Annotated in this window: 17 protein-coding genes; 14 read left to right on the top strand and 3 right to left on the bottom strand. The window is 64.0% G+C overall.

All coding sequences use genetic code 11. The features are described 5' to 3' along the window. Positions 1–8: 8 nt before the first annotated feature. The 10 genes from H5407_RS15590 to H5407_RS15545 all read left to right on the top strand — a co-directional run bounded on the left by H5407_RS15590 (position 9) and on the right by H5407_RS15545 (position 12330). Positions 9–1193 carry a tyrosine-type recombinase/integrase gene (locus H5407_RS15590; RefSeq protein ID WP_310737658.1) on the top strand — a complete coding sequence of 395 codons (1185 nt, stop codon included), beginning with the start codon at positions 9–11 and terminating at the stop codon, positions 1191–1193. 256 nt (positions 1194–1449) lie between these two features. Beyond that, on the top strand, positions 1450–1770 hold the full coding sequence (locus tag H5407_RS15585; protein ID WP_183105384.1) for a transcriptional regulator: 321 nt from the start codon (positions 1450–1452) through the stop codon (positions 1768–1770). A 26-nt stretch (positions 1771–1796) separates the two neighbouring features. Further along, on the top strand, positions 1797–4196 hold the full coding sequence (gene hsdR, locus H5407_RS15580; RefSeq protein WP_183105383.1) for an EcoAI/FtnUII family type I restriction enzme subunit R: 2400 nt from the start codon (positions 1797–1799) through the stop codon (positions 4194–4196). Positions 4197–4211: 15 nt separating this feature from the next. Next, a complete protein-coding gene (locus H5407_RS15575; RefSeq protein WP_183105382.1) occupies positions 4212–6044 on the top strand; it encodes a class I SAM-dependent DNA methyltransferase in 1833 nt (610 codons plus the stop codon). Next, the gene (locus tag H5407_RS15570) at positions 6041–7231 is read left to right on the top strand and encodes a YhcG family protein (RefSeq protein ID WP_183105381.1); all 1191 of its coding nucleotides are present in this window, start codon (positions 6041–6043) and stop codon (positions 7229–7231) included. The genes H5407_RS15575 and H5407_RS15570 overlap by 4 nt, the downstream gene beginning before the upstream one ends. Then, on the top strand, positions 7228–8373 hold the full coding sequence (locus tag H5407_RS15565; protein ID WP_183105380.1) for a restriction endonuclease subunit S: 1146 nt from the start codon (positions 7228–7230) through the stop codon (positions 8371–8373). The genes H5407_RS15570 and H5407_RS15565 overlap by 4 nt, the downstream gene beginning before the upstream one ends. 15 nt (positions 8374–8388) lie before the next feature. Further along, a complete protein-coding gene (locus tag H5407_RS15560) occupies positions 8389–8832 on the top strand; it encodes a DUF6978 family protein (protein WP_183105379.1) in 444 nt (147 codons plus the stop codon). Beyond that, positions 8829–9590 (top strand): DUF1829 domain-containing protein, encoded by a 762-nt coding sequence (locus H5407_RS15555; RefSeq protein WP_183105378.1) that lies wholly within the window; start codon positions 8829–8831, stop codon positions 9588–9590. The genes H5407_RS15560 and H5407_RS15555 overlap by 4 nt, the downstream gene beginning before the upstream one ends. A 10-nt stretch (positions 9591–9600) precedes the next feature. After that, positions 9601–11958, top strand: a complete 2358-nt coding sequence (locus H5407_RS15550; protein ID WP_183105377.1) for a TOTE conflict system archaeo-eukaryotic primase domain-containing protein — start codon at positions 9601–9603, stop codon at positions 11956–11958. 168 nt (positions 11959–12126) lie between these two features. Further along, the gene (locus H5407_RS15545; RefSeq protein ID WP_183105376.1) at positions 12127–12330 is read left to right on the top strand and encodes a helix-turn-helix domain-containing protein; all 204 of its coding nucleotides are present in this window, start codon (positions 12127–12129) and stop codon (positions 12328–12330) included. A gap of 437 nt (positions 12331–12767) precedes the next feature. Here H5407_RS15545 and H5407_RS15540 read toward each other — a convergent pair whose 3' ends face one another. After that, entirely contained in the window at positions 12768–13841 is a 1074-nt protein-coding gene (locus H5407_RS15540; protein WP_183105375.1) for an alpha/beta fold hydrolase, read from the bottom strand. A gap of 280 nt (positions 13842–14121) precedes the next feature. On the opposite strand from H5407_RS15540, the gene H5407_RS15535 reads away from it, so the two are divergent. The 4 genes from H5407_RS15535 to rpoH all read left to right on the top strand — a co-directional run bounded on the left by H5407_RS15535 (position 14122) and on the right by rpoH (position 19878). Further along, positions 14122–15024, top strand: a complete 903-nt coding sequence (locus tag H5407_RS15535) for a LysR family transcriptional regulator (RefSeq protein WP_183105374.1) — start codon at positions 14122–14124, stop codon at positions 15022–15024. A gap of 28 nt (positions 15025–15052) precedes the next feature. Then, positions 15053–18202 carry an ATP-binding protein gene (locus H5407_RS15530; protein WP_183105373.1) on the top strand — a complete coding sequence of 1050 codons (3150 nt, stop codon included), beginning with the start codon at positions 15053–15055 and terminating at the stop codon, positions 18200–18202. Positions 18203–18340: 138 nt separating this feature from the next. Beyond that, positions 18341–18841, top strand: a complete 501-nt coding sequence (locus tag H5407_RS15525) for a chemotaxis protein CheW (protein WP_183105372.1) — start codon at positions 18341–18343, stop codon at positions 18839–18841. Positions 18842–18963: 122 nt separating this feature from the next. Continuing rightward, the gene (gene rpoH / locus H5407_RS15520; protein ID WP_183105371.1) at positions 18964–19878 is read left to right on the top strand and encodes an RNA polymerase sigma factor RpoH; all 915 of its coding nucleotides are present in this window, start codon (positions 18964–18966) and stop codon (positions 19876–19878) included. A gap of 227 nt (positions 19879–20105) precedes the next feature. On the opposite strand, the gene H5407_RS15515 is transcribed toward rpoH, so the two are convergent. Together H5407_RS15515 and H5407_RS15510 are read right to left on the bottom strand one after the other, a co-directional pair. Continuing rightward, on the bottom strand, positions 20106–20558 hold the full coding sequence (locus tag H5407_RS15515) for an ester cyclase (protein ID WP_183105370.1): 453 nt from the start codon (positions 20556–20558) through the stop codon (positions 20106–20108). 251 nt (positions 20559–20809) lie between these two features. Then, complete coding sequence (locus tag H5407_RS15510) at positions 20810–21421, bottom strand: SCO family protein (protein ID WP_183105369.1); 612 nt, start codon at positions 21419–21421, stop codon at positions 20810–20812. Positions 21422–21424 lie beyond the last annotated feature (3 nt).

The following is a 21424-nucleotide window of genomic DNA, read 5'->3' as shown; positions in this document are numbered from 1 at the left end:
CCTACAAGATCGCGGCCGGAGCAGGTCTTTATCTGGAGGTGAAGCCGAACGGCTCGAAGCTGTGGCGCTGGAAGTACCGGCTGCTCGGCAAAGAGAACCGCTACGCACTCGGAAGCTATCCCGCCCTGCCCCTCAAAGAGGCACGAGAGGCGGTCGAGGCCGCCCGCAAGCTGGTCATGAAGGGCATCCACCCGACGCAACAAAAAAAACTGGATCGACTTCAAATCGGGGTGGAGCACGCCAATACCTTTGAGGTGATCGCCCGCGAATGGGTTGGTTTCCGCGATTGGGAAGAAGTAACCAAGAAGCGCCGGTTGAACATGCTGGAACGCGTGGTCTTTCCGTACATCGGCAGCATGCCCGCCAAGCAAATCACGCCGGTCCACATCCTCGACATCCTCAAGCGCGCCGACAAGCAGAACGGCAACAGCGTTGCCTGGGAGGCCAAGCGCACCATGTCGGCCGTGTTTGAGTTCGCGGTTTCCACCCTCCGCGCCGCCGCCGATCCAGTCTATCCGGTCCGAAAGGCACTGGTCGCCAACAAGACGCAGCACAAGCGTCCCCTATCCTCAAGCGACATCGGGCAACTGCTTGCGGATGTCGATGGCCACGGCGGGAACTACCAGACTCAATGCGCCTTCAATCTGATGTGGCTGACCCTGGCGCGCCCATCGGAAGTGATTGAGGCGGAGTGGGCTGAATTCGACCTGGACGCCGCCATCTGGCGCATCCCCGCCGAGCGCATGAAGAAGCGCAAGGAGCATCTGATTCCGCTGCCCCAACAAGCCGTTGCGCTACTCAGGAGCATGCACCCTATCTCGGGCAGCCGGAAGCATGTCTTCCCGCATCGGGACGAGCGATCCAAGCCAATGGTCACCGCATCGTTCCGCCAGATGCTGAACGCTTTGAGCTGGGCCGGAAAATTCAGCCCGCATGCAACCCGCACCACGGGCAGCACCCGCCTCAACGAAATGGGCTACTCGGCAGACTGGATCGAGCGCCAGCTTGCACATGAAGAGCCCAATTCGGTCCGTCGCACCTACAACCACGCCGACTACTTCAAGGATCGTGCCGACATGATGCAGCAGTGGGCCAACCTGCTGGATCAATGGAAGCAGGCCGCGATCAAAGCGGCATCGGCCGAAAGCCCGGCCACAGCCCCCGAAGGCGGCACTTCACAACCACAGCAATAGTTACGGTTTGCTTGGTATTGGCCAGGTGCCTCAGGCGAGCTTTTTGCGGGGTTTTGCGGGCAATTTGAGGGCAGGCGCCAGGCATTGAGTCGCGATTTCAGCTTTCTCGACGGGCCAGTCACCCCCTGCACTGATCGCGCATAGGCAATTCATCCGAGCAGTTTGGAAACCGCCTCGCCCACGAAATCCTGGCTGCAGTTGTGTCACATTGATAAGATGACCGCATTATCTGGCTACGCCGATCAGGACACTCGACATGAAGCGCTGCGTTGTTGGTATTCGTCGCCCTGGTGACCCCGAGTCGCCATCCGGCAAGGATGCGCCGACCGTTTGGTTTCCTTCAATGGCCACGATGGCTGCAGTGCTGTCCGAGGACAACCAAGCCCTATTGCGACTTATTCGGGACAGGCATCCCAAGTCGCTGACGGCGCTGGCGGAGCTGACCGGGAGGCAAGTGCCCAACCTGTCGCGCTCACTGCGGATGATGGAAGGCTATGGGCTGGTGGCATTGAAGAAGAACGTGCGCGAGATCGAGCCCGTTGCGCTGGCGACCAGTTTCAAAATCCTGATCGACTGAAGAGCGACAAGATGAAGGGGGAGGCAATGCAAGAGGGCGTGATCACCGAAGCGGATACCTGCCGCGAATTCGTCACCCCCCGTTTGGTGGAGGCTGGCTGGGGTGCTGCACCGCACGCCATTGGCGAGCAGCGCACCTTCACCAATGGGCGGATCATCGTTGCAGGCGGCAAGGTACGGCGCGGCAAGCAAAAGCGGGCTGACTACCTTCTGTACTACCGCCGCGACTACCCCTTGGCTGTGGTCGAGGCCAAGGAAATCGGCCTCCCCGCCGAAACCGGTGTCCAGCAGGCGCGTGAGTACGCCGAGATTCTCGGCCTCAAGTTCGCCTACGCGACCAACGGCCACCGCATCATCGAGATCGACTACACGACCGGCACCGAACGTGAGGTGGATCGCTACGCCACGCCCGAAGAGCTGTTCGCCCGCCTGACCGCTGCCACGCAACTGCCAGCAGCGACAGCCCCTCACCTGCTGGAACCGTTCAATCTTGTTTCCGGCAAGGTGCCGCGTTACTACCAGCAGATCGCGATTAACCGGGTGATTGAATCCATTCTGCTCGGGCAGAAGCGCATCCTTGTCACGCTGGCCACTGGCACGGGCAAGACCTGTGTTGCCTTCCAGATTTGCTGGAAGCTGTGGAGCAGCCGCTGGAACCGAACGGGCGAGCACCGCCGCCCCAAGATTCTGTTTCTGGCCGACCGCAACATCCTGGTGGATGACCCGATGGCCAAGATGTTCGCGCCCTTCAGCGATGCCCGACACAAGATTGCGGGCGGGGACACCAGCCAGAGCCGGGATATGTACTTCGGCATCTACCAGGCGCTGACCACCGCCAACGCTGACGTGTTCCGTCAGTACCGCCCGGACTTCTTCGACCTCATCATCATCGACGAATGCCATCGCGGCTCCAGCCGTGACGAAAGCGCCTGGCGTGAAGTGCTCGACTACTTCGAGCCGGCTGTGCAATTCGGCATGACGGCCACGCCGCTACGCGAGGAGTCCCGCGACAGCTACGAATACTTCGGCAACCCGGTTTACACCTACAGCCTGCGTCAGGGCATCGAAGACGGCTTCCTCGCACCCTATCGCGTGCATCGGGTCATCACCACCGTCGATGCGGCCGGCTGGCGCCCAAGCAAGGACGAGCTGGATCGCTACGGCCGCGAAGTGCCCGATGAGGAATACCAGACTAAGGACTTCGAGCGCGTCGTGGCGCTGCGCTCCCGCACGCGGGCTATGGCCCGCCACCTGACCGATCTACTCAAGGGCACCGACCGTTTCGCCAAGACCCTGATGTTCTGTGTCGATCAGGAACACGCGGCCGAGATGCGACAGGAACTGCTGAATCTGAACAGTGACCTCGTCAAGCAGTATCCCGACTACGTCTGCCGTGTCACCGCCGATGAGGGTGCGATTGGCCTCACCCATTTATCGCACTTCCAGGACGTGGATAAGCCTACGCCCGTCATCCTCACCACGTCTCAGTTGCTGACTACTGGCGTCGATGCCGAGATGGTCAAGAACGTCGTGCTGGCGCGTGTGGTGGGCTCTCGCTCCGAGTTCAAGCAAATCGTCGGTCGCGGCACGCGGCTGAAGGTTGATTACGGCAAGGAATACTTCAACATCATCGACTTCACTGGCACGGCCACGCGTCACTTTGCCGACCCGGATTTCGATGGCGATCCGGCGCGAATCGAAGAGGTGACTGTCGATGAAACCGGCGAAGTGGTCGAGGCCGCCGCAGAAGAAGTCCCCGGCGTTGCAGAGCCCGAAGCCGAGTACCTGGTCGAGCCGGAACAGGACGGCGAATCGGGTGGCGGCGAAATCATCACGGAGCCACCTGCCGAGCCGCGCAAGTTCTACATCGACGGAGGAGAAGTCGAAGTCATTGGCCATCTGGTCTACGACCTCGACACCGATGGCAAGAAGCTACAGGTGGTCAAGTACACCGAATACTCCGGCCGCGCTGTCCGCACCCTGTACCCCACGCGCGAGGCATTGCAATCGGCCTGGGCCAACCCCGACACCCGCGCCGAAGTGCTGCGTGAGCTGACCGAACGCGGCATCAGCTTTGAGGAGCTGGCCTCCAGCAGCGAACAGCCGGATGCCGATCCGTTCGACCTGCTATGCCATCTGGCCTGGAACGCCCCGTTGCTCACCCGTCGCCAGCGCGCCGAGGCGGCCAAGCGCCAGGCCCAAGACCTGTTCGCCCAACACGGCGATACCGCCCGCGAAATTCTGACGCTGCTGCTCGACCGCTACATCGAGCGCGGCATCCTGCAATTCAATGCGCTGTCCGAGCTGATGAAGGTGCAACCCTTCGACCGCTTCGGCAGTCCTTCCGAGATCGCCACCCGCCACTTCGGCGGCGTGCGGGGCATGAAGGACGCCATCTCCCAGCTCCAGACCGCGCTCTACCAATAACGAGAACCTGATTCAATGGCCAAGACCACGACGCCGACCGGCGAGAAGAAGACCCGAGCACCGCGCAAAGCCAAGGCGCCGCTCACCACCCGTGAAAACCTCTCGGCGCTGATCGGCACGGCCCGCAAGATTCTGCGGAAGGACAAGGGGCTCAATGGCGACGTGGATCGCCTGCCGCTGCTTACCTGGGTGATGTTCCTCAAGTTCCTCGACGATCTCGAAATCGTGCACGAGGAAGAGGCCGAACTCGACGGCAAGCGCTATCAGCCCATCATCGAGGCGCCTTACCGCTGGCGCGACTGGGCGGCCAGGGAAGATGGCATCAACGGCGATGAGCTGCTGGCCTTTATCAGCCAGGAATTCACCGTGCGCACCGATGGCAGCACTGGCAAGGGCCTGTTCGCCTATCTGCGCGGCCTTGCAGGCGAGGGTGAGAAGGGCAGCCAGCGCGAAGTCATTGCCAATGTGTTCAAGGGCGTGCAGAACCGCATGGTCAGCGGCTATCTGCTGCGCGACATCATCAACAAGATCAACGGAATCCATTTCTCGGCCAGCGAGGAAATCCACACCCTCTCGCACCTGTATGAATCCATGCTGCGCGAGATGCGTGATGCAGCGGGCGATGCCGGCGAGTTCTACACCCCGCGCCCGGTCGTGCGCTTTATGGTGCAGGTAACCGACCCGCGCTTGGGTGAAACAGTGCTCGATCCGGCTTGTGGCACGGGCGGCTTCCTGGTCGAGGCCTACGACCATATCGCACCACAGGTGGCCACGCCGGATCAGCGTCGCGCCTTGCAGCGCGACACCCTGTATGGGCAGGAAGCCAAGCCACTGCCCTACATGCTGGCGCAGATGAACCTGTTGCTGCACGGCCTGGAAGCACCGCAGATCGCCTATGGCAACACGCTGGAGCGGCGAATCAATGAAATCGGCCACAGCGAGCGCGTGGACGTGATCCTCACCAACCCGCCCTTTGGCGGCGAGGAAGAGGTCGGCATCAAAGCCAACTTCCCGCCCAATATGCAGACTGCGGAAACCGCGCTGCTGTTCTTGCAGTACATCATGCGCAAGCTGCGCGTGGCCGGCGCTCCGGTGCCTGGCGGCAAACCGGCTACCCATGGTGGCCGTGCCGCCGTGGTTGTGCCCAATGGCACCCTGTTTGGTGATGGCGTCTGCGCCGTCATCAAGGAGGAGATGCTCAAGGAATTCAAGCTGCACACCATCGTGCGCCTGCCGCAGGGCGTGTTCGCACCCTATACCGACATCCCGGCCAACCTGCTGTTCTTCGAGCGTGGCGGCCCGACTGACACCATCTGGTACTACGAGCTGCCGCTGCCTGAAGGGCGCAAGAAGTACAGCAAGACAGCCCCCTTGCAGTTTGAGGAATTCGCGCCGGCACAGGCGTGGTGGAACGCCCGCGAGGAAGGGCCGCAAGCCTGGAAGGTGGACTTTGCTGCCAAGCGCGCCGCCGCCGTCGAGGCCGCCACGCCGCACTGGCAAAAGGCCGAGGCCGCGCGCAATGCCGCCATCGCCTTGGGCAAGCCCATCCGCGAGCTGGAGCAAACCATTCAGGCGGCCACGAATGGCAACAAGGCTGCCCTGCAAGATCAACTGCGCGCCTTGAAGGCCGAACAGCAAACCCACGAACAGACCGCCAAGGCGGCACAGGCCGAAGGCGATGCTCTGTACTGGCCTATCTACAACCTGGACCTCAAGAACCCGAACGCCAAGGCCGGGCTGGAACATGCTGACCCGAAAGACCTGATCGCTGCCATGCGTAGCCATGAGGCTGAGGTGATGCGCCTGCTGGGCGAGATCGAAGCCTTGGTTACCGAGGTGCAGGCATGACAGCACCCACCGTGCCGACCACGCCGAATCAGGCTGACTACGTCGCCGTCCACACCGACATCGTCGCGTTGCTGGAAGCGGCGCGTCATGCTGCCGCACGCAGCGTCAATGCCTTGATGACCGCCTCCTATTGGGAAATCGGCCGGCGCATCGTCGAATTCGAGCAAGGCGGCAAAGAACGAGCCGAGTACGGGCAGGCCCTGCTCAAACGCCTGTCTGCTGACCTGTCTAGCCGGTTTGGCCGAGGGTTTTCGGAGCGCAATCTGGAACAGATGCGGCTGTTCTACCTTGTCTGGCCACCAGAGCAGATTTCGCAGACAGCGTCTGCGAAATTGCCCCCCTCCCGGTTTTCGCAGACAGTGTCTGGGGAATTGGCTTCAGGCGCGATTTCCGAATCACTGAGCTGGAAATCCTTCGACCTGGCTGCACTCGCTCAAGCCTTCCCGCTGCCTTGGTCAGCCTATGTGCGCCTGCTCTCGGTCAAGAACCCGCAGGCGCGGGCCTTTTATGAAACCGAGACATTGCGTTGCGGTTGGTCGGTGCGCCAGCTCGACCGCCAGGTCAACAGCCAGTTTTACGAACGCACCGCGCTTTCGCACAACAAGGCCGCGATGCTGGAAAAGGGTGAAGTGGCTGAGCCCGGTGACGCCATCACGCCAGAGCAGGCCATCAAAGACCCCTTCGTGCTGGAGTTCCTCAACCTCAAGGATGAGTATTCCGAGTCCGACCTTGAAGACGCCTTGATCCAGCATCTGGCTGACTTCCTGCTGGAACTAGGCGACGACTTTGCCTTTGTCGGCCGCCAGCGTCGCCTACGGCTGGACGACACCTGGTTTCGGGTTGACCTGCTGTTCTTCCACCGCCGCCTCAAGTGCCTGCTGGTGATCGACCTCAAGATCGGCAAGTTCAGCCATGCCGATGCCGGGCAGATGCACCTGTACCTGAACTATGCCCGCGAGCACTGGATGAAGCCCGGCGAGAACCCGCCAGTGGGCCTGATCCTGTGTGCAAGCAAGGGCAGCAACGAAGCCCATTACGCCCTGGAAGGCCTGCCCAACAAGGTGCTGGCCGCCGAATACCAGACCGTGCTGCCGGATGAAAAACTGCTGGCAGAGGAACTGGATAAGACACGGCGGGTGTTGGAAGCGCGTAGGCCCGCACGCGGTAACGCGGAGGGCGGCGTATGAAAGCGTGGCCCAAAGTCGCCTTGGGCGAGTTGCTATATCGCTCTGACGAATCCGCTGTGCTTGATCCAGCAGCCGAATACCACGAGGTGACGATCAAGCTCTGGGGCAAAGGTATTGTCAGCCGGGGCAAAGTACGTGGCAGCGATGTCGTTTCAGTGCGCAGGGTGGTCAGAGCCAATCAGTTGATCCTGTCCAAGATCGACGCACGCAATGGCGCGATTGGTCTGGTGCCGCAAGAACTCGACGGCGCCATCGTCAGCAACGACTTCCCATCATTCGGGTTTCGTGACCTGGACCGGTGTGATGCGGCGTTCATGGGCTGGCTGGTCCGCTCATCGCCATTTGTCGAGTTGTGCAAGGCAGCCAGCGAGGGCACAACCAACCGGGTTCGTATCAAGGAAGAACGTTTTCTCGATCAGCAGATTGCACTGCCGCCGCTGGCTGAACAACAAGCCCTCGTCGCCCGCCTCGACGCGCTGGCCGAGAAAACCCGGCAAGTCGAAACGCATCTGGATGCCGTCGAGCGCGATGCCGAGCATCTGATCCGTGGCTACATATTTGGCCGCCAGGGCGAGCGGCCAGCGAAACGCCGCCTGTCGGCGCTGGTCTCGCAACGGCAGCCAGATGTGGCCGTGGACGGCACAACCCAGTACCGTTTTGCGGGCGTCTACTCCTTCGGGCGAGGAGTGTTCCCCAGTGCGATCAAGATGGGCAGCGAGTTTGCCTATCAACGGCTGTCCATCGTTCGTGCCGGCGATTTCATTTATCCCAAGCTGATGGCCTGGGAGGGTGCATTGGGCGTCGTGCCGCCAGAGTGCGACGGCATGGTGGTGTCACCCGAGTTTCCGGTATTCACGGTTAACACTGAGGCCGTGCTGCCCGAAGTGCTCGACATCTACTTCCGCACGCCGGATGTGTGGCCGACACTGGCGGAGATCAGTGGCGGCACGAATGCTCGTCGCCGCCGATTGCAGCCTGCTGCATTCCTCAGTTATGAGATGCCGGTGCCCCCGATGGTCAAGCAGCTTGAACTCCGCGCCATCTACCAGCATGTGCTGGCCCTCAGGACCAAACATGCCGCAATCCGCGAAGCCAACGCCGCACTTCTGCCCGCGACGCTGGAACGGGCGTTCAAAACATAAGCAAGGGAGAAACCAATGGCCGATGACGCACTTTCACAAGCGGATGCCGAAACCCTGCTGCGCATGCCCAAAAAGCCTGCGACGATGGACGCTTTCCAATTCCCCGACCTGGGCGGGCGCATCGAGGTGCCCTTGGTGTCACGCGATGAGCGTGAACGCTTCTCGCTGGACATCAACCGCAAACGCATTGCGCTGACCACCGGGTATCAAGCGCGCGGGCGGCAGGTCATCGTACTGGCCCGACTCGACTTCGCGGCGCCGCATCGCAACCCCGACGGCACCGAGGTCGGCGTGCCGCATTTGCACGTCTACCGGGAAGGATTCGGCGACAAATGGGCGGTGGCCATCCCCGATGGCATGCTCAGCAAGCCAGAGGACGCCTGGCAGGTGCTGCACGACTTCATGACCTACTGCGGTGTCGAGGAGCAGCCCAATATCGTGAGAGGGTTGTTTTCATGAAGACCACTCACGATCTGATCCGGAGCTATTACGACTGGCTTAAGGCCAAGACTGCATGGCGGGAGATCAATGGCTGGGTGGAGATCACGACGCCATACCTGGACCGGCACAACGACTACATCCAGATCTATCTGCGCCAACAGGGCAATGAATGGATGCTGACCGACGACGGATATACCTTGGCTGACCTTGCTCAGTCAGGTTGCGAAATCGATACGCCGCGCCGCAAGGCGCTCTTGGCCGCCACGCTGAATGGTTTCGGCGTACAGCAGAACACTGATTCGCTGGAAATCAAGGCAACTGAGGACAACTTTGCGCTGCGCAAGCACAGCCTGGTGCAGGCGATCCTGGCGGTCAACGATCTGTTCTACGTAGCACGCGCCAATGTCGAGAGCTTCTTCTTTGAAGATGTGGCGCTCTGGCTGGACGATGCCGACGTGCGTTACACACCGAGGGTGAACTTCGTGGGGCACAGTCGCTACAACCACCAGTTTGATTTCGTCGTGCCCAAGTCCAAGCATGCGCCCGAGCGGATTCTGCGGGTTATCAACAACCCGAACAAAGACAACGCCCAAAGCGCCGCATTCGCTTGGGTCGATACCAAGGACGTTCGGCCAGCCGACTCCCTGGCATTCGCCGTGCTGAATGATCGTGATCGCAAGGTCAGCGATCCCGTGCAGGAGGCCCTGCGCAGCTATGACATCACGCCGATTGCTTGGTCGAAACGAGAGGAGTTCCGCGAACGCCTAGCGGCATGACGAACGCCCGATGACCAACCCGAACGCGCTTGCCATTCTCCAGGCCGAGAACACCCGCCTGATCGCACTGCTCGAAGCCCACGGCATTGAGTGGCGGTTGCCGCAGCCTGCCGTAGCTATGGCTCAAGAACCGGAACCATCCCGGCTTTCTACTGCTGAGAAATTAGCGCTATTTCGGCGGCTGTTTCGCGGGCGCACGGATGTTTATCCCATCCGCTGGGAGAGCAAAACTTCAGGCAAGCCGGGCTACACCCCCGCGTGCGCCAACGAATGGCGCGCCGGCATCTGCGAAAAGCCACGCATCAAATGCGGCGACTGCAGCAATCGCCTGCTGATCCCGTTGTCAGATGCGGTGATCTATGACCATCTGGCTGGCGAACACACGGTGGGCATCTATCCGCTGCTGGAGGATGACACATGCTATTTTCTAGCAGTCGATTTTGACGAGGCCGACTGGCGTGATGACGCGCGAGCTTTCACACAGTCCTGCGAAGAGCTGGGGGTGCCGGCTGCGCTGGAAGTTTCGAGATCAGGCAAGGGCGCGCACGCGTGGGTGTTCTTCGCCAGCCGCGTTTCCGCCCGTGATGCCCGACGCTTGGGCACAGCGATCATCAGCCATACCTGCTCGCGCACCCGTCAACTGAAGCTGGAGTCCTACGACCGCCTGTTTCCCAACCAGGACACGATGCCCAAGGGCGGCTTCGGCAATCTGATCGCCTTGCCGCTGCAGAAGTGGCCCCGCGAAAACGGCTGCAGCGTGTTCGTCGATGCTGATCTGCGCCCCTACCCAGATCAGTGGGCATTCTTGGCCTCCATCCAACCGATGGCCGCGCACGACATCGACCGGACCATCCTGCGAGCGACGGGCGGCGTGCATCCACTGGATGTCAACTTCATCGATGAGGAGGACTTGGCCACGCCCTGGAAGCGGGAGAGCGCGCCGACAAATAAGTTGGCCGGGCAAATGCCGAAGTCGCTCACCGTGACGCTGGCCAACCTGGTCTACTTCGAGAAGGCACAACTGCCGCAGGCATTGGCTAACCGCCTGATCCGTCTGGCCGCCTTTCAGAACCCTGAGTTCTACAAGGCCCAAGCCATGCGTATGTCCGTGTGGGACAAGCCGCGAGTCATCGGCAATGCCGAGAACTATCCGCGGCACATCGCCTTGCCACGCGGCTGTCTCGATGCGGCGCTGACTCTGCTGCGGGACAACGGTATCGCCTGTGAACTGCGCGACGAGCGCTTTGGCGGCGAGCTAATTGATGTGGTTTTCGCCGGTACCTTGCGATTAGATCAGGAGGCTGCCGTTGCGGGAATGCTGCAGCACGACGCCGGCGTGCTGTGCGCACCAACAGCCTTTGGCAAGACGGTCACTGCCGCCGCAATGATCGCACGCCGAGGCGTGAACACCCTGGTACTGGTGCATCGAACCGAATTGCTCAAGCAGTGGCAAGAACGCCTTCAGAGTTTTCTTGGCGTTGGCAAAGGCGTGGTAGGCACCATCGGCGGTGGCAAGGCAAAACCCACAGGGAAGATTGACATCGCAGTGATGCAGTCCGTCTCCCGCCAGGGTGAGGTCAATCCACTGGTCGAAAACTATGGGCAGGTGATCGTGGACGAGTGCCACCACGTCGGCGCAGTGTCATTCGACGCCATCCTGAAACGGACCAGGGCTAAATTCGTGATGGGGCTGACAGCGACACCGATCCGCCGTGATGGTCAGCAGCCGATCATCTTCATGCAGTGCGGGCCAATTCGGTACACAGCAGCCAAGCCGGCCAGTGCGCCTCACGATCTTGAGGTAGTACCTCGATCTCGATTCACTCAGATCGACCTGCCGACCGATGCAGGTATCCAGGATGTGTTTCGCCATCTCGCCAGTGATCTGCCACGAACCGAAGCCATTGCGGCCGAAGCCAAGGCTGCCTATGAGCAGGGGCGCAAGGTGCTCGTTCTGACAGAACGCACGGAACACCTTGATGCGCTGAGGGCATTCCTCGACGATCTGACTCCAGCACCCTTCGTGTTGCATGGCCGCATGTCCAGAAAACAGCGGGCTGCGTTGCTGACTGACTTGGATGGGCTGCCGCCCGATGCGCCGCGTGTGCTTCTGGCAACCGGAAAATTGGTTGGTGAGGGTTTCGATCATCCACCACTCGACACGCTGGTGCTGGCCATGCCGGTTTCCTGGAAAGGCACGCTGCAGCAGTATGCCGGGCGCTTGCACCGGGAGCATGCCAGCAAGACTGACGTGCGGATCATCGACTTCATAGATACCGGTCACCCGGCATTGCTTCGGATGTGGGACAAACGGCAGCGCGGCTACCGTGCGATGGGATACAGGGTTGGTACCGATCCTTCGGAATGACAGACAGATTCTCTAAGAGGCGCCTGGGGTGCTCGCCATTTTCAGCAAACTGGACCAGTGTTCCATAGCCCTATAGAAGGCTGCACATGGAATACCGGAGCGATTAACTAGAGGCACCCAACCGCGTTTGCCTACATGCGGCACCATCAACAAGCAACGAGGTGCCGTATGCAACAGGAATCCGCGCAATTTGCCAGCGCAACTCTCTCAGTGAACGACTTCTGCCTCTGGGCCGGTATTGGCCGCACGGCCCTTTATGCAGAACTGAAGAGCGGGCGGCTGGCAGCCAAAAAACTGGGAAGGCGCACGATCATCGTCCGCAGTGAAGCCGAGCGCTGGCTTGCATCGCTCCCTCCTCAACGGCGCAACTGAGGAGATTGATGTGAATTCGGCAAAACTCTCAGCAGCACCCGGCAGTCGCACCATGACGACTGCCGAGTTTTCACAGCGGGCCGATATTTCAATCGCCGAGGCCACGACCGAAATCGACGCCGGGTACGGGGTCGCTGTTCCATGCTTCTGGCGACCTCTTCCCAATGATGGCCGGAAGATAAACCCCTTCGCAGATGGCCTACCACCGACACCCATCCCGCTGAGCACTCTTGCCCTATGAAGCATGGCCCCCATGCACCCCCAACGCGGCATCGACTCATCCAGGCGATGCCGTTTTTCATTGCCGGCGCGCTTTGTCCTGGCCGACGAAAAATTTTTGAAGATTTGCTGGAGCGCAGGCTTGTTGCGGACTGCATCAACAGCCTGATCCTGCCATCCAGCAGCACAGGGCCCTCTCGAGGGCCCTTTTTCATGGCTCATCGGCTGCCGCCTTCGCCGACCGGCCTCGGGCGCGCCAGCGCCTCCAGCACGGCCTCGCTGAAGCGCTCGGGATGGGTGTAGAACGCAAAATGGCCCGCCCCGGGAATTAGGAAGACCTGCTTGTCCGGCGCCTCCAGCGACTGCGCGTAGGCCCGCACCAGCGAGGTGGGCGTCACGCGGTCCTGCTCGCCCGCGATGAAGTAGATGGGCGTCCGGAAGCGGGGCTGTGGGCCGGGAGCCTGCAGGGACCAGAAGCCGGCCCCCTCGTTGCGCGCCAGCTGCTGCAGGGAGAAGCGACTGCCGCGCACGAAGTGGTAGAGGTCTCGCAGCGAATAGTCCGGGCTGCCCAGCATGCCCCGCACGAAGCGGCCGGGGCCGGTTTCGCCCTCTATCATGCCGCCGTAGGCCCACAGCTTTCCGTACTTGGTGCTCATGCCGCGGACGGTGTCGGCATAGGGCGGCTCGCCCAGGCCGGCGAGCTCACGCTCGGCGGTGTCGTCGTGTCGGGCGCGCGCCTGAGCCTGGGCCCAGCGGTGCGACCGCCGCTCCTGCTCGAGCAGGTCGATCAGCTGCCCGGTGCCCACGAAGGCATGCAGGTTCTCCGGGTGCCGCCAGGCCTCGTGGATGCCGAGGTAGGCGCCCCAGGAATGCCCCAGCAGGAAGAGGCGCTCGCGCTGGAAGCGCCGGCGCAGATGCAGCACCAGCTCGTGGGTGTCCGACTGGAACTGCTGCACGGTCATGGACTCCGCCGGCGTGCCGGGATAGGACTTTCCGGCGCCGCGCTGGTCCCACTGCACCACCACGAAATGCTGTTCCAGCGCCGCCTGGAACTTCTGCGCGAAGCCCATGTAGGGGCTGCCCGGACCGCCATGAAGGAAGAGCAGCAGGGGCTTGCTGCGGTCCGCCCCGCGGATCAGAAGCCACTGCCGGCTGCCGCCCAACTGCACAGCTTCCTGTAAGGCAATGGGCGCATGGTCCGGGTCGGCAGGCAGCCGCGGCACCCGACCGGTGCAGCAGGCGGCGGGGAGGAGCATCAGCAGCGGCATGGCCAGCAAACGGGCAAGGCGCATGCGCCGCCTCATAGCGCGCGGGGCGGCCGCAAAGCCGTCGCAGCGCCGTGGGCCGCCGTGGAGCCCGGCCTCCCATGTGGTGCCCGGGCCCGACCGCCCGGCCGGGTGGACGGACTGGTGGACCGGCAGGCGGGTGAGCACAGGCAAGGGTGCTGGAGGGCGGAAAGTGTGCGGGGCATCACGGGGACTCCTGAGGGCCGATGGGGCGCATGGTCCCATCCGGTTTTGAACATGACAATGCGCTAAATTCGCATGGATCCATCCATTTCTGGAAGCGCCGATGCCTAGCAGACCCCTGAGTTGGGACGATGTGCGCCTGTTCCTGGCCGTGGCGGAAGGCGGCAGCGTGAGCCAGGCCGCGCGCAGCCTGCAGCTGGGGCAGGCCACCGTCAGCCGCCGCTTGGCGGACATGGAACTCAGCGTGGGCGAGCCCCTGGTGATGCGCCGCGCACAGGGCTGCGAGCTCACAGCGGCCGGCGAGCGCCTGCTGCCGGCCGCCCAGCGCATGGCCGAGTGGGCCCAGGAAGCCGAGACCCGTCTGAAGCGGCCGACGCACCGCCTCGAGGGCAAGGTCCGCATCGCGGCGCCGCCGGGGCCCGCCTTCGAGCTGCTGGCCCCGCTGGCCGGGCGCCTGCGCCAGTCGGCACCGGGACTGCAGCTAGAGGTGCTTGCGGGGGTGGAGACCCTCTGCCTGGCGCGCGGCGAGGCCGAGCTTTCGCTGCGCCTGGAGCGCCCCAATTCCGCCGAGCTGCTGACCCTGGCCGAACTGCGCTGCCCCCTGGCCGCCTACGCCAGCCCGGACTATGCCCGCCGGTTGCCGGAGCGGCCGCGGCCCGAGCAGGTCGACTGGATCGTCTGGGCCCCGCCCTACCAGCACCTGCCGGTCAACCAGGCGCTGGCCGCCGCCATCCCTGACTTCCGCCCCGTCTTCAGCTCGGACGACTACCTGGTCCAGCTGGCCGCCTGCCGCGCGGGCGTGGGCGCCATGGTCCTGGCGGTCGCGCCGCATGCGCACGCCCTGACACAGGGACTGGTCCGGCTGGCGCTGTCGCTCGGGCCGACGGTCCAGGCCGAGCTCTTCCTCGTGGCGCATCGGCGTGCCGCCGAGCTGCCAAGAACCCGGTTCGTGGCAGATGCGCTCGGCGCCATCCTCCATGACCTTCAGCACCAGGAGGCGGGCTGAGCCTGCCCAGCGGCAGGCGGCCTCCACCATGACATCCAACGAGCGTTTCCGCGCACTGCAGCAGACCTTGTGGCGCATCCTGGCCCTCGCCCTCGGCTATGCCGGCGTCGGCCTGCTGTGTCTGAAGCTGGCCATGGCGCCGAACTACGCCATCCCCCTCTTCCCATCGGCCGGCCTGGCCCTGGCGGCCCTGCTGTGCTGGGGGCTGGGCGTGAGCCCGGGCGTGCTGCTGGGCTCCATGCTGCTCAATCTGGTGCTGGGAGAGGAGCGGGGGCAGATGTCCTGGCTGAGCTCCAGCTTGATCGGCCTGGGCGCCATGCTGCAGGCCGTGACGGGCACCTTGCTGATCCGCAGGGTGCTGCCCGGCACCCTGCTGCTGGTCGAGCCCTGGGACCTGCTGCGCTTCAACGTGCTCGGTGCCGGCGTGGCCGGGCTGGTCAGTGCCACCGTGGCAACGCTGACTCTGCGCAGCGGCGGCGCGCTGGCAGCGGAGCAGACCCTGGACAGTTGGCTGTCCTGGTGGATGGGCGATGCGCTGGGCGTGCTGATCGGCGCGCCCATCCTGCTGTGCCTGATCGGCCGGCCTCACGCGATCTGGGCGCCGCGGCGCCTCAACGTCGCCCTGCCGCTGTTGCTGGCCACGCTGCTGATGTCCTACGGCACCCAACTGGTTCAGTCCTGGAACTACGACGCGGCCCGCAATGCCTTCGAGCGCGAGGCCGATGGTCTGTTGGCCACCGCCAGGCAGGCCATCCTCCAGCCCCTGGTGCCGGTGCAGGCCCTGGCCCTGCAACTGGAGCAGGCCCCCGGCATGAGCCAGCAGACCTTCCGCCAGGTGGCCGGCCCCTGGATCGATGACACCGTGAGCGCGCTGGGCTTTGCCGCCCGCATCGAGCGCCGAGACGCCTCGCTGCTGGACCAGGCGGCCATTCAGGACGGCTTGCCGGACTTCCGCAGCCGCGACCGCCAGCGCCGCGGCGATGTCCAGCCACCAGCCGACGAAGCCATGGTGGTCATACGCCACATTGAGCCCCAGCAGACCAACCGCGCCGCGCTGGGCACCAATGTGCTGAGCATCCCCCATGCCCGCGAGGCCCTGCTCGCGGCGCTGCAGGGCCACAGGCCCGTGGCCAGCGCCGCCTTCATGCTCAGCCAGTACGAGCTGCCGACCCAGGGGGTGGTGGTCTACCGGGCCGTGCGGCCGGTCGCCATGCCCGCGATGCGCGCGCCAGCCGGCGTGGTCTTCTCCACCGTGCGCCCGGACCTGCTGCTGGCCCAGGTGCCGCAGTCGCCCAAGGGCCTTCTACTGTGCCTGCTGGACCGCAGCGACGGCGAAGCCCGCCAGCTCGCAGGGACGCCGGGCTGCATCGCGCGCCGGGCAGATCTGCCCCAGCGCGAGATTCAGATCGACTTCGCCGGCCGACACTGGGCGCTCGCCGCCTACCTGCCGCGCAACGATCTGGGCGCCATCGCCAGCGCCAGCAGCCTGCCCTTCGTGGTCGTGGCCCTCTTCAGCACGGCGTTGCTGGGCGCGCTGCTGCTGAGCGTGACCGGCCGCACCAGCAGCGTCCAGGCCCTGGTGCGCGACCGCACGGCAGCGCTGCGCCATGAGATCGCCGAGCGCGAGCGCGCCACCGCCGCGCTGAAAGACCGCGAACGCCGCTTCAGCAACATCTTCGAGCACGCGCCCATCGGCATCGTCTTCACCGAGCTGGACGGTGCCGTGCGCGAGGCCAATCCGCGCTTTTGCGAGATGGTGGACTATCCCCTGGCCTCCCTGCTGGGCCGCCGTACCCTGGACCTGACGCACCCCGATGACCGCGAGCAGGACATCCGCATGAGCCAGGCCCTGCTGCGCGGCGAGTTCAGCAGCTACCAACGCATCAAGCGCTACCTGGACCGCCGCGGCAGCGTGGTGGAAGTGCGCGCCCTGGTCAGCGTTCTGCGCGACGAGGACGGTCAGCCCTACAGCCTGCTGGGCGTGGTCGAGGACATCGGTGACCAGCGCCGGCTGCGGGACCTGGAGCGTGCCCGGGAAGCCGCGGAGGCCGCCAGCGCGGCGAAGAACGAGTTCCTCTCTCGCATGAGCCACGAGCTGCGCACGCCCCTCAACGCGATGCTCGGCTTTGCCCAGCTGCTGAGCCTGGAGGGGCAGCCGCCGCTGACCCCAAGGCAGCACGAGTGGACGCACCAGATCCAGCAGGCCGGCTGGCACCTGCTGGACATGATCAACGACATCCTGGACCTCTCCCGCATCGAGAGCGGCGCCATGCGGCTCAGCCTGGACCGGCAGGATCTGCCGGCGCTGCTGCAGGAGGTGTCGGCGCTGCTGCAGGCGCAGTGGCAGCGGCAGGAGATGCGCCTCGACCTGCACCTGGCGGAGGGAGCCCGCTGGGTGCAGGCCGACACAACCCGCCTGAAGCAGGTGCTCAGCAACCTGCTGAGCAACGCGATCAAGTACAACCGCAAGGGCGGCGAGGTGCGCGTCAGCAGCGAGGCTGTCCCATCCGGGCAAATCGAGATCCGCGTACAGGACGACGGCCCGGGGCTCACGCTCGACCAGCAGGCCCAGCTCTTCCAGCCCTTCAACCGCCTGGGCCAGGAGAACGGCGGCATCGAAGGCACGGGCATCGGCCTCGTGATCTCGCGCCGGCTGGCCGAGTTGATGGGCGGCAGCCTGGACTTCGAGCCCGCAGCCGGTTGCGGCGCCTGCTTTGTGCTGCGCCTGCCAGCCGCGGATGCGCCGCAGATCGCCGCCCATGAGCTGCCTGGCGTCGCCCGGCGCAGCTATGCCCGCAAGCACGAGCTGCTCTACATCGAGGACAACCCCGTCAATGCCGAGCTGATGATGGCCATGCTGGACCTGCGCCCCTCCCTGCACTGCGAGCTGCGGGCCGACGGTCGCAGCGGCCTGCAGGCCCTGCGCAGCAAGCGCCCCGACCTGCTCCTGCTGGACATGCAGCTGCCGGACATGGACGGCCTGGACGTGCTGCGCCAGCTTCGCCAGGAGCCTGGGCTGGCGGAGCTGCCGGTGCTGGTCGTATCGGCGAACGCGCTGCCCGAGCAGCAGGCCGCTGCCCGAGCCCTGGGCGTTCGAGCCTATCTGACCAAGCCCCTGGACCTGCCGGCCCTGCTGGCGCAGCTGGATGCCCTTTTCGAGGACGGTACAACCCACTGAGGCCCGGCATGGATGCAGCGCGGCGGAGCGCGCATTGCGTCGCACCGCAGGGCACTTCCATCAGCGGGGGCCCCGCCCGCCTGTGCACAATAGCTGGTAAAGAGCTCCCGCGCCCGCATCGTCCCGAGAACACCGTCCATGACATCGACCGCACTCGCCCCCGCCCCTGGAACCGCCCTGGTGGAAACCGACAGCTCGCCTGCCGCCCTCCAGTTCCTGACCTTCCGCATCGGCGCGGAGGAATATGGCATCGACATCCTCAAGGTCCAGGAGATCCGCTCCTACGAGGCCCCGACACGCATCGCCCATTCGCCCAGCTTCGTGAAGGGCGTGGTGAATCTGCGCGGCGTGATCGTGCCCATCGTGGACATGCGCATCCGCCTGGGCTGCGAGGCCGAGACCAATGCCTTCACCGTGGTCATCGTGCTGAACGTGGTCGGCCGGGTGGTGGGCATGGTGGTGGACTCGGTGTCCGACGTGCTGGAGATGACCCGCTCGGCCATCCGCACGGCGCCGGAGGTCGGGGCCTCCATCGACACCCGCTTCGTCACCGGCCTGGGCACGATCAATGAGCGCATGCTGATCCTCCTGGACATCGAAGCCATGATCGCCAGCCCGGACTTCGGCCTGATGGACTGAACAAACCTCATACAAATCAATCACTTAGGGATTTTTCTCGACGATTAGCACTCCTCGCATTTGAGTGCTAATATGAGTGGGGTCGAAGCCAGGAAAGGCTTCACCGAAAGCGAGAAACATCCATGTCCAACCAAGCACTGACTGTTCGCGATCCCTGGGCCCTGCTCCCGTCGCTGGGCAATCTGGACGCGTATATCTCTGCCGTGAACCGCATGCCCCTGCTCACTCCCGAGGAGGAGCAGGGTTTCGCCCGCCGCCTGCGCGAGCAGGGTGACCTGGAGGCCGCAGGGCGGCTGGTGCTCTCGCACCTGCGCCTGGTCGTCTCCATCTCCCGCCAATACCTGGGCTATGGCCTGCCCCAGGGCGACCTGATCCAGGAAGGCAATGTCGGCCTGATGAAGGCCGTCAAGCGCTACGACCCCGAGCAGGGCGTGCGCCTGGTGTCCTATGCCATGCACTGGATCAAGGCCGAGATCCACGAATACATCCTGCGCAACTGGCGCATGGTCAAGGTGGCCACCACCAAGGCCCAGCGCAAGCTTTTCTTCAACCTGCGCTCCATGAAGCACAGCCTGAAGGGCGAGGCGGCGGACGGCCAGGTGCAGCGCGCCAGCCTCAGCGAGGCCGAGATCGAGCACGTGGCGCGCGAGCTGAACGTCAAGCGCGAGGAAGTCCTGGAGATGGAAACGCGCCTGGCCGGCGGTGACGTCGCCCTGGAGCCCCAGACCGACGACGACGGCGAGAGCTTCGCCCCCATCGCCTACCTGGCCGACGACAGCCAGGAACCCACCCGCGTGCTGGAGGCCCGGGGTCGTGATTCCATGGCCGGCGACGGCATCACCCGCGCCCTCGCGGTGCTGGATGACCGCAGCCGCCGCATCGTCGAGGAGCGCTGGCTCAAGGTCAACGACGACGCCTCCGGCGGCATGACCCTGCACGAGCTGGCCGCCGAATACGGCGTCAGCGCCGAGCGCATCCGCCAGATCGAGGTGGCCGCGATGAAGAAGATGAAGAAGGCGCTGACGGAAGCGGCCTGAGCCCAAGCCCTTCCTCGCCAACGACAAGGCCCCTCACGAGGGGCCTTTTTCGTGGACGGCGTGTGGGGGCGTGAGGGCCTTGCTGCCGGGGAGAGGAGTGGCTGGAGGGCACGTCGAGACGGGTGGCGATCGACCCGGAGCGGGCGCCGGCTGCGGCAAATTCGCAGCCCTGAAGCAGTCGTTCAACGTAAGGGGCTGGCCGCTGGCCAGTCCCCTTGACCCATGGATTAGGCATCGCTGCGCGGCCGCTTCGATTGGGGCACCTTGTGAGAGAGGGACTTTCGTGCAAAGAGCAGGCGCTCTGCAAGGTCCGTGACGACCCATTCCTCAATGATGAGCGAGTTGTAGAAGCGACTGACCACCATCTCGCGCCAGACGATCGTCTGGCCTGTTGCCGGGAACCCCTTGAACGCTCCTGTGTGGGTAGCGCGCATCGTTCGCTGCCAACACACGGTATCTGCAGACTCCAGGAAGAACTGCACATCGACCACCAAGTCAGGAAAGGCGCTGCGATACAACTCGATGACTGGTCGAATCAACTTCGGTCCACTGCGCAAGTCTTGGTCCGTAATGTGAACGACGTAGTCAGGGGCGAAGTGCTTGCTGATCGCTTCGAATTGCCCATCGCGAAAGAGCGCGGAGGTGGCGCTCAGGATCAGCTCTTTGGCATGCTGGTTCATGGAGGGTGGGTGGCCTGTGACGCCGGACCTGAATCGGTAGATCGTCGGCGAATTCTGTCCAACATTTAAGCAGGCTGCCTGATCGATTCCCCGAATCATTTGTGCCGATCAGCGGACATCCGCCAATGGCAGCTCCTGGCCGCCAGCAGTCGCCCACAGCCCTGTCGGTTACATGGCCAAGCAGCCCAGCGGCCGGCCACGCTCGCGAACGTCTGCCGGGCGGTCCATGAGCGCGCCAGGCGCCTCCGGACTCAGCGCTTGGCTTCGGCCAGCAAGGTCATGATGTCCTGGCTCAGGGCCTCCGCCCCGCTGCCATAGCGCGAGAAGACGCGGACGCGGCCTTCGGTGTCGAAGAGGAAGCTGGCCGCCGTGTGGTCCATCGTGTAGGTCTCGGGCGTCTTGCCGGGAACCTTGGCGTAGTAGACCTTGAACTCCTGCGCCGCCGCCTTGAGCTGCTCGGGCGAGCCGCGCAGGGCCACGAAGCTGGGGTCGAAGCTGCCGAGGTAGGCCTTGAGCAGCTCGGGCGTGTCGCGGTCGGGGTCCACGGTCACGAAGACGCCCTGCACCCTGTCGCCGTCGGCGCCCAGCATCTTCTTCACCTGGGACAGCTCGGCCATGGTGGTCGGGCAGACGTCCGGGCACTGGGTGAAGCCGAAGAAGACCACCACCACCTTGCCCTTGAAGTCGGCCAGGCTGCGGCTGCGGCCGTCGATGTCGGGCAGCTGCAGCTCACGGGCGTACTTGGCGCCAGTGAGGTCCACGCCCTTGAAGCTGCTCTTGCTGGATTGGTAGAGGTCGCAGCCCGACAGGGCCAGGCTCAGGCCCAGCGTCCCCAGGAGCAGCAGTGCACGTTTCTTGATCATGGT

This window comes from Mitsuaria sp. WAJ17 (genome assembly GCF_014174515.1).
GTDB lineage: Bacteria > Pseudomonadota > Gammaproteobacteria > Burkholderiales > Burkholderiaceae_C > Roseateles_B.
This window is presented reverse-complemented; position numbering and strand designations above follow the sequence as displayed.

What these genes read in the sequence shown, in the direction of transcription:
- H5407_RS15545 (WP_183105376.1), top strand. Translation starts at nt 12,127, where the DNA reads ATGCAACAGGAATCCGCGCAATTTGCCAGCGCAACTCTCTCAGTGAAC.
- H5407_RS15540 (WP_183105375.1), bottom strand. Translation starts at nt 13,841, where the DNA reads ATGCGCCTTGCCCGTTTGCTGGCCATGCCGCTGCTGATGCTCCTCCCC.
- H5407_RS15525 (WP_183105372.1), top strand. Translation starts at nt 18,341, where the DNA reads ATGACATCGACCGCACTCGCCCCCGCCCCTGGAACCGCCCTGGTGGAA.
- H5407_RS15530 (WP_183105373.1), top strand. Translation starts at nt 15,053, where the DNA reads ATGACATCCAACGAGCGTTTCCGCGCACTGCAGCAGACCTTGTGGCGC.
- rpoH (WP_183105371.1), top strand. Translation starts at nt 18,964, where the DNA reads ATGTCCAACCAAGCACTGACTGTTCGCGATCCCTGGGCCCTGCTCCCG.
- H5407_RS15535 (WP_183105374.1), top strand. Translation starts at nt 14,122, where the DNA reads ATGCCTAGCAGACCCCTGAGTTGGGACGATGTGCGCCTGTTCCTGGCC.
- H5407_RS15565 (WP_183105380.1), top strand. Translation starts at nt 7,228, where the DNA reads ATGAAAGCGTGGCCCAAAGTCGCCTTGGGCGAGTTGCTATATCGCTCT.
- H5407_RS15555 (WP_183105378.1), top strand. Translation starts at nt 8,829, where the DNA reads ATGAAGACCACTCACGATCTGATCCGGAGCTATTACGACTGGCTTAAG.
- H5407_RS15585 (WP_183105384.1), top strand. Translation starts at nt 1,450, where the DNA reads ATGAAGCGCTGCGTTGTTGGTATTCGTCGCCCTGGTGACCCCGAGTCG.
- H5407_RS15510 (WP_183105369.1), bottom strand. Translation starts at nt 21,421, where the DNA reads ATGATCAAGAAACGTGCACTGCTGCTCCTGGGGACGCTGGGCCTGAGC.
- H5407_RS15560 (WP_183105379.1), top strand. Translation starts at nt 8,389, where the DNA reads ATGGCCGATGACGCACTTTCACAAGCGGATGCCGAAACCCTGCTGCGC.
- H5407_RS15515 (WP_183105370.1), bottom strand. Translation starts at nt 20,558, where the DNA reads ATGAACCAGCATGCCAAAGAGCTGATCCTGAGCGCCACCTCCGCGCTC.
- hsdR (WP_183105383.1), top strand. Translation starts at nt 1,797, where the DNA reads ATGCAAGAGGGCGTGATCACCGAAGCGGATACCTGCCGCGAATTCGTC.
- H5407_RS15570 (WP_183105381.1), top strand. Translation starts at nt 6,041, where the DNA reads ATGACAGCACCCACCGTGCCGACCACGCCGAATCAGGCTGACTACGTC.
- H5407_RS15550 (WP_183105377.1), top strand. Translation starts at nt 9,601, where the DNA reads ATGACCAACCCGAACGCGCTTGCCATTCTCCAGGCCGAGAACACCCGC.
- H5407_RS15575 (WP_183105382.1), top strand. Translation starts at nt 4,212, where the DNA reads ATGGCCAAGACCACGACGCCGACCGGCGAGAAGAAGACCCGAGCACCG.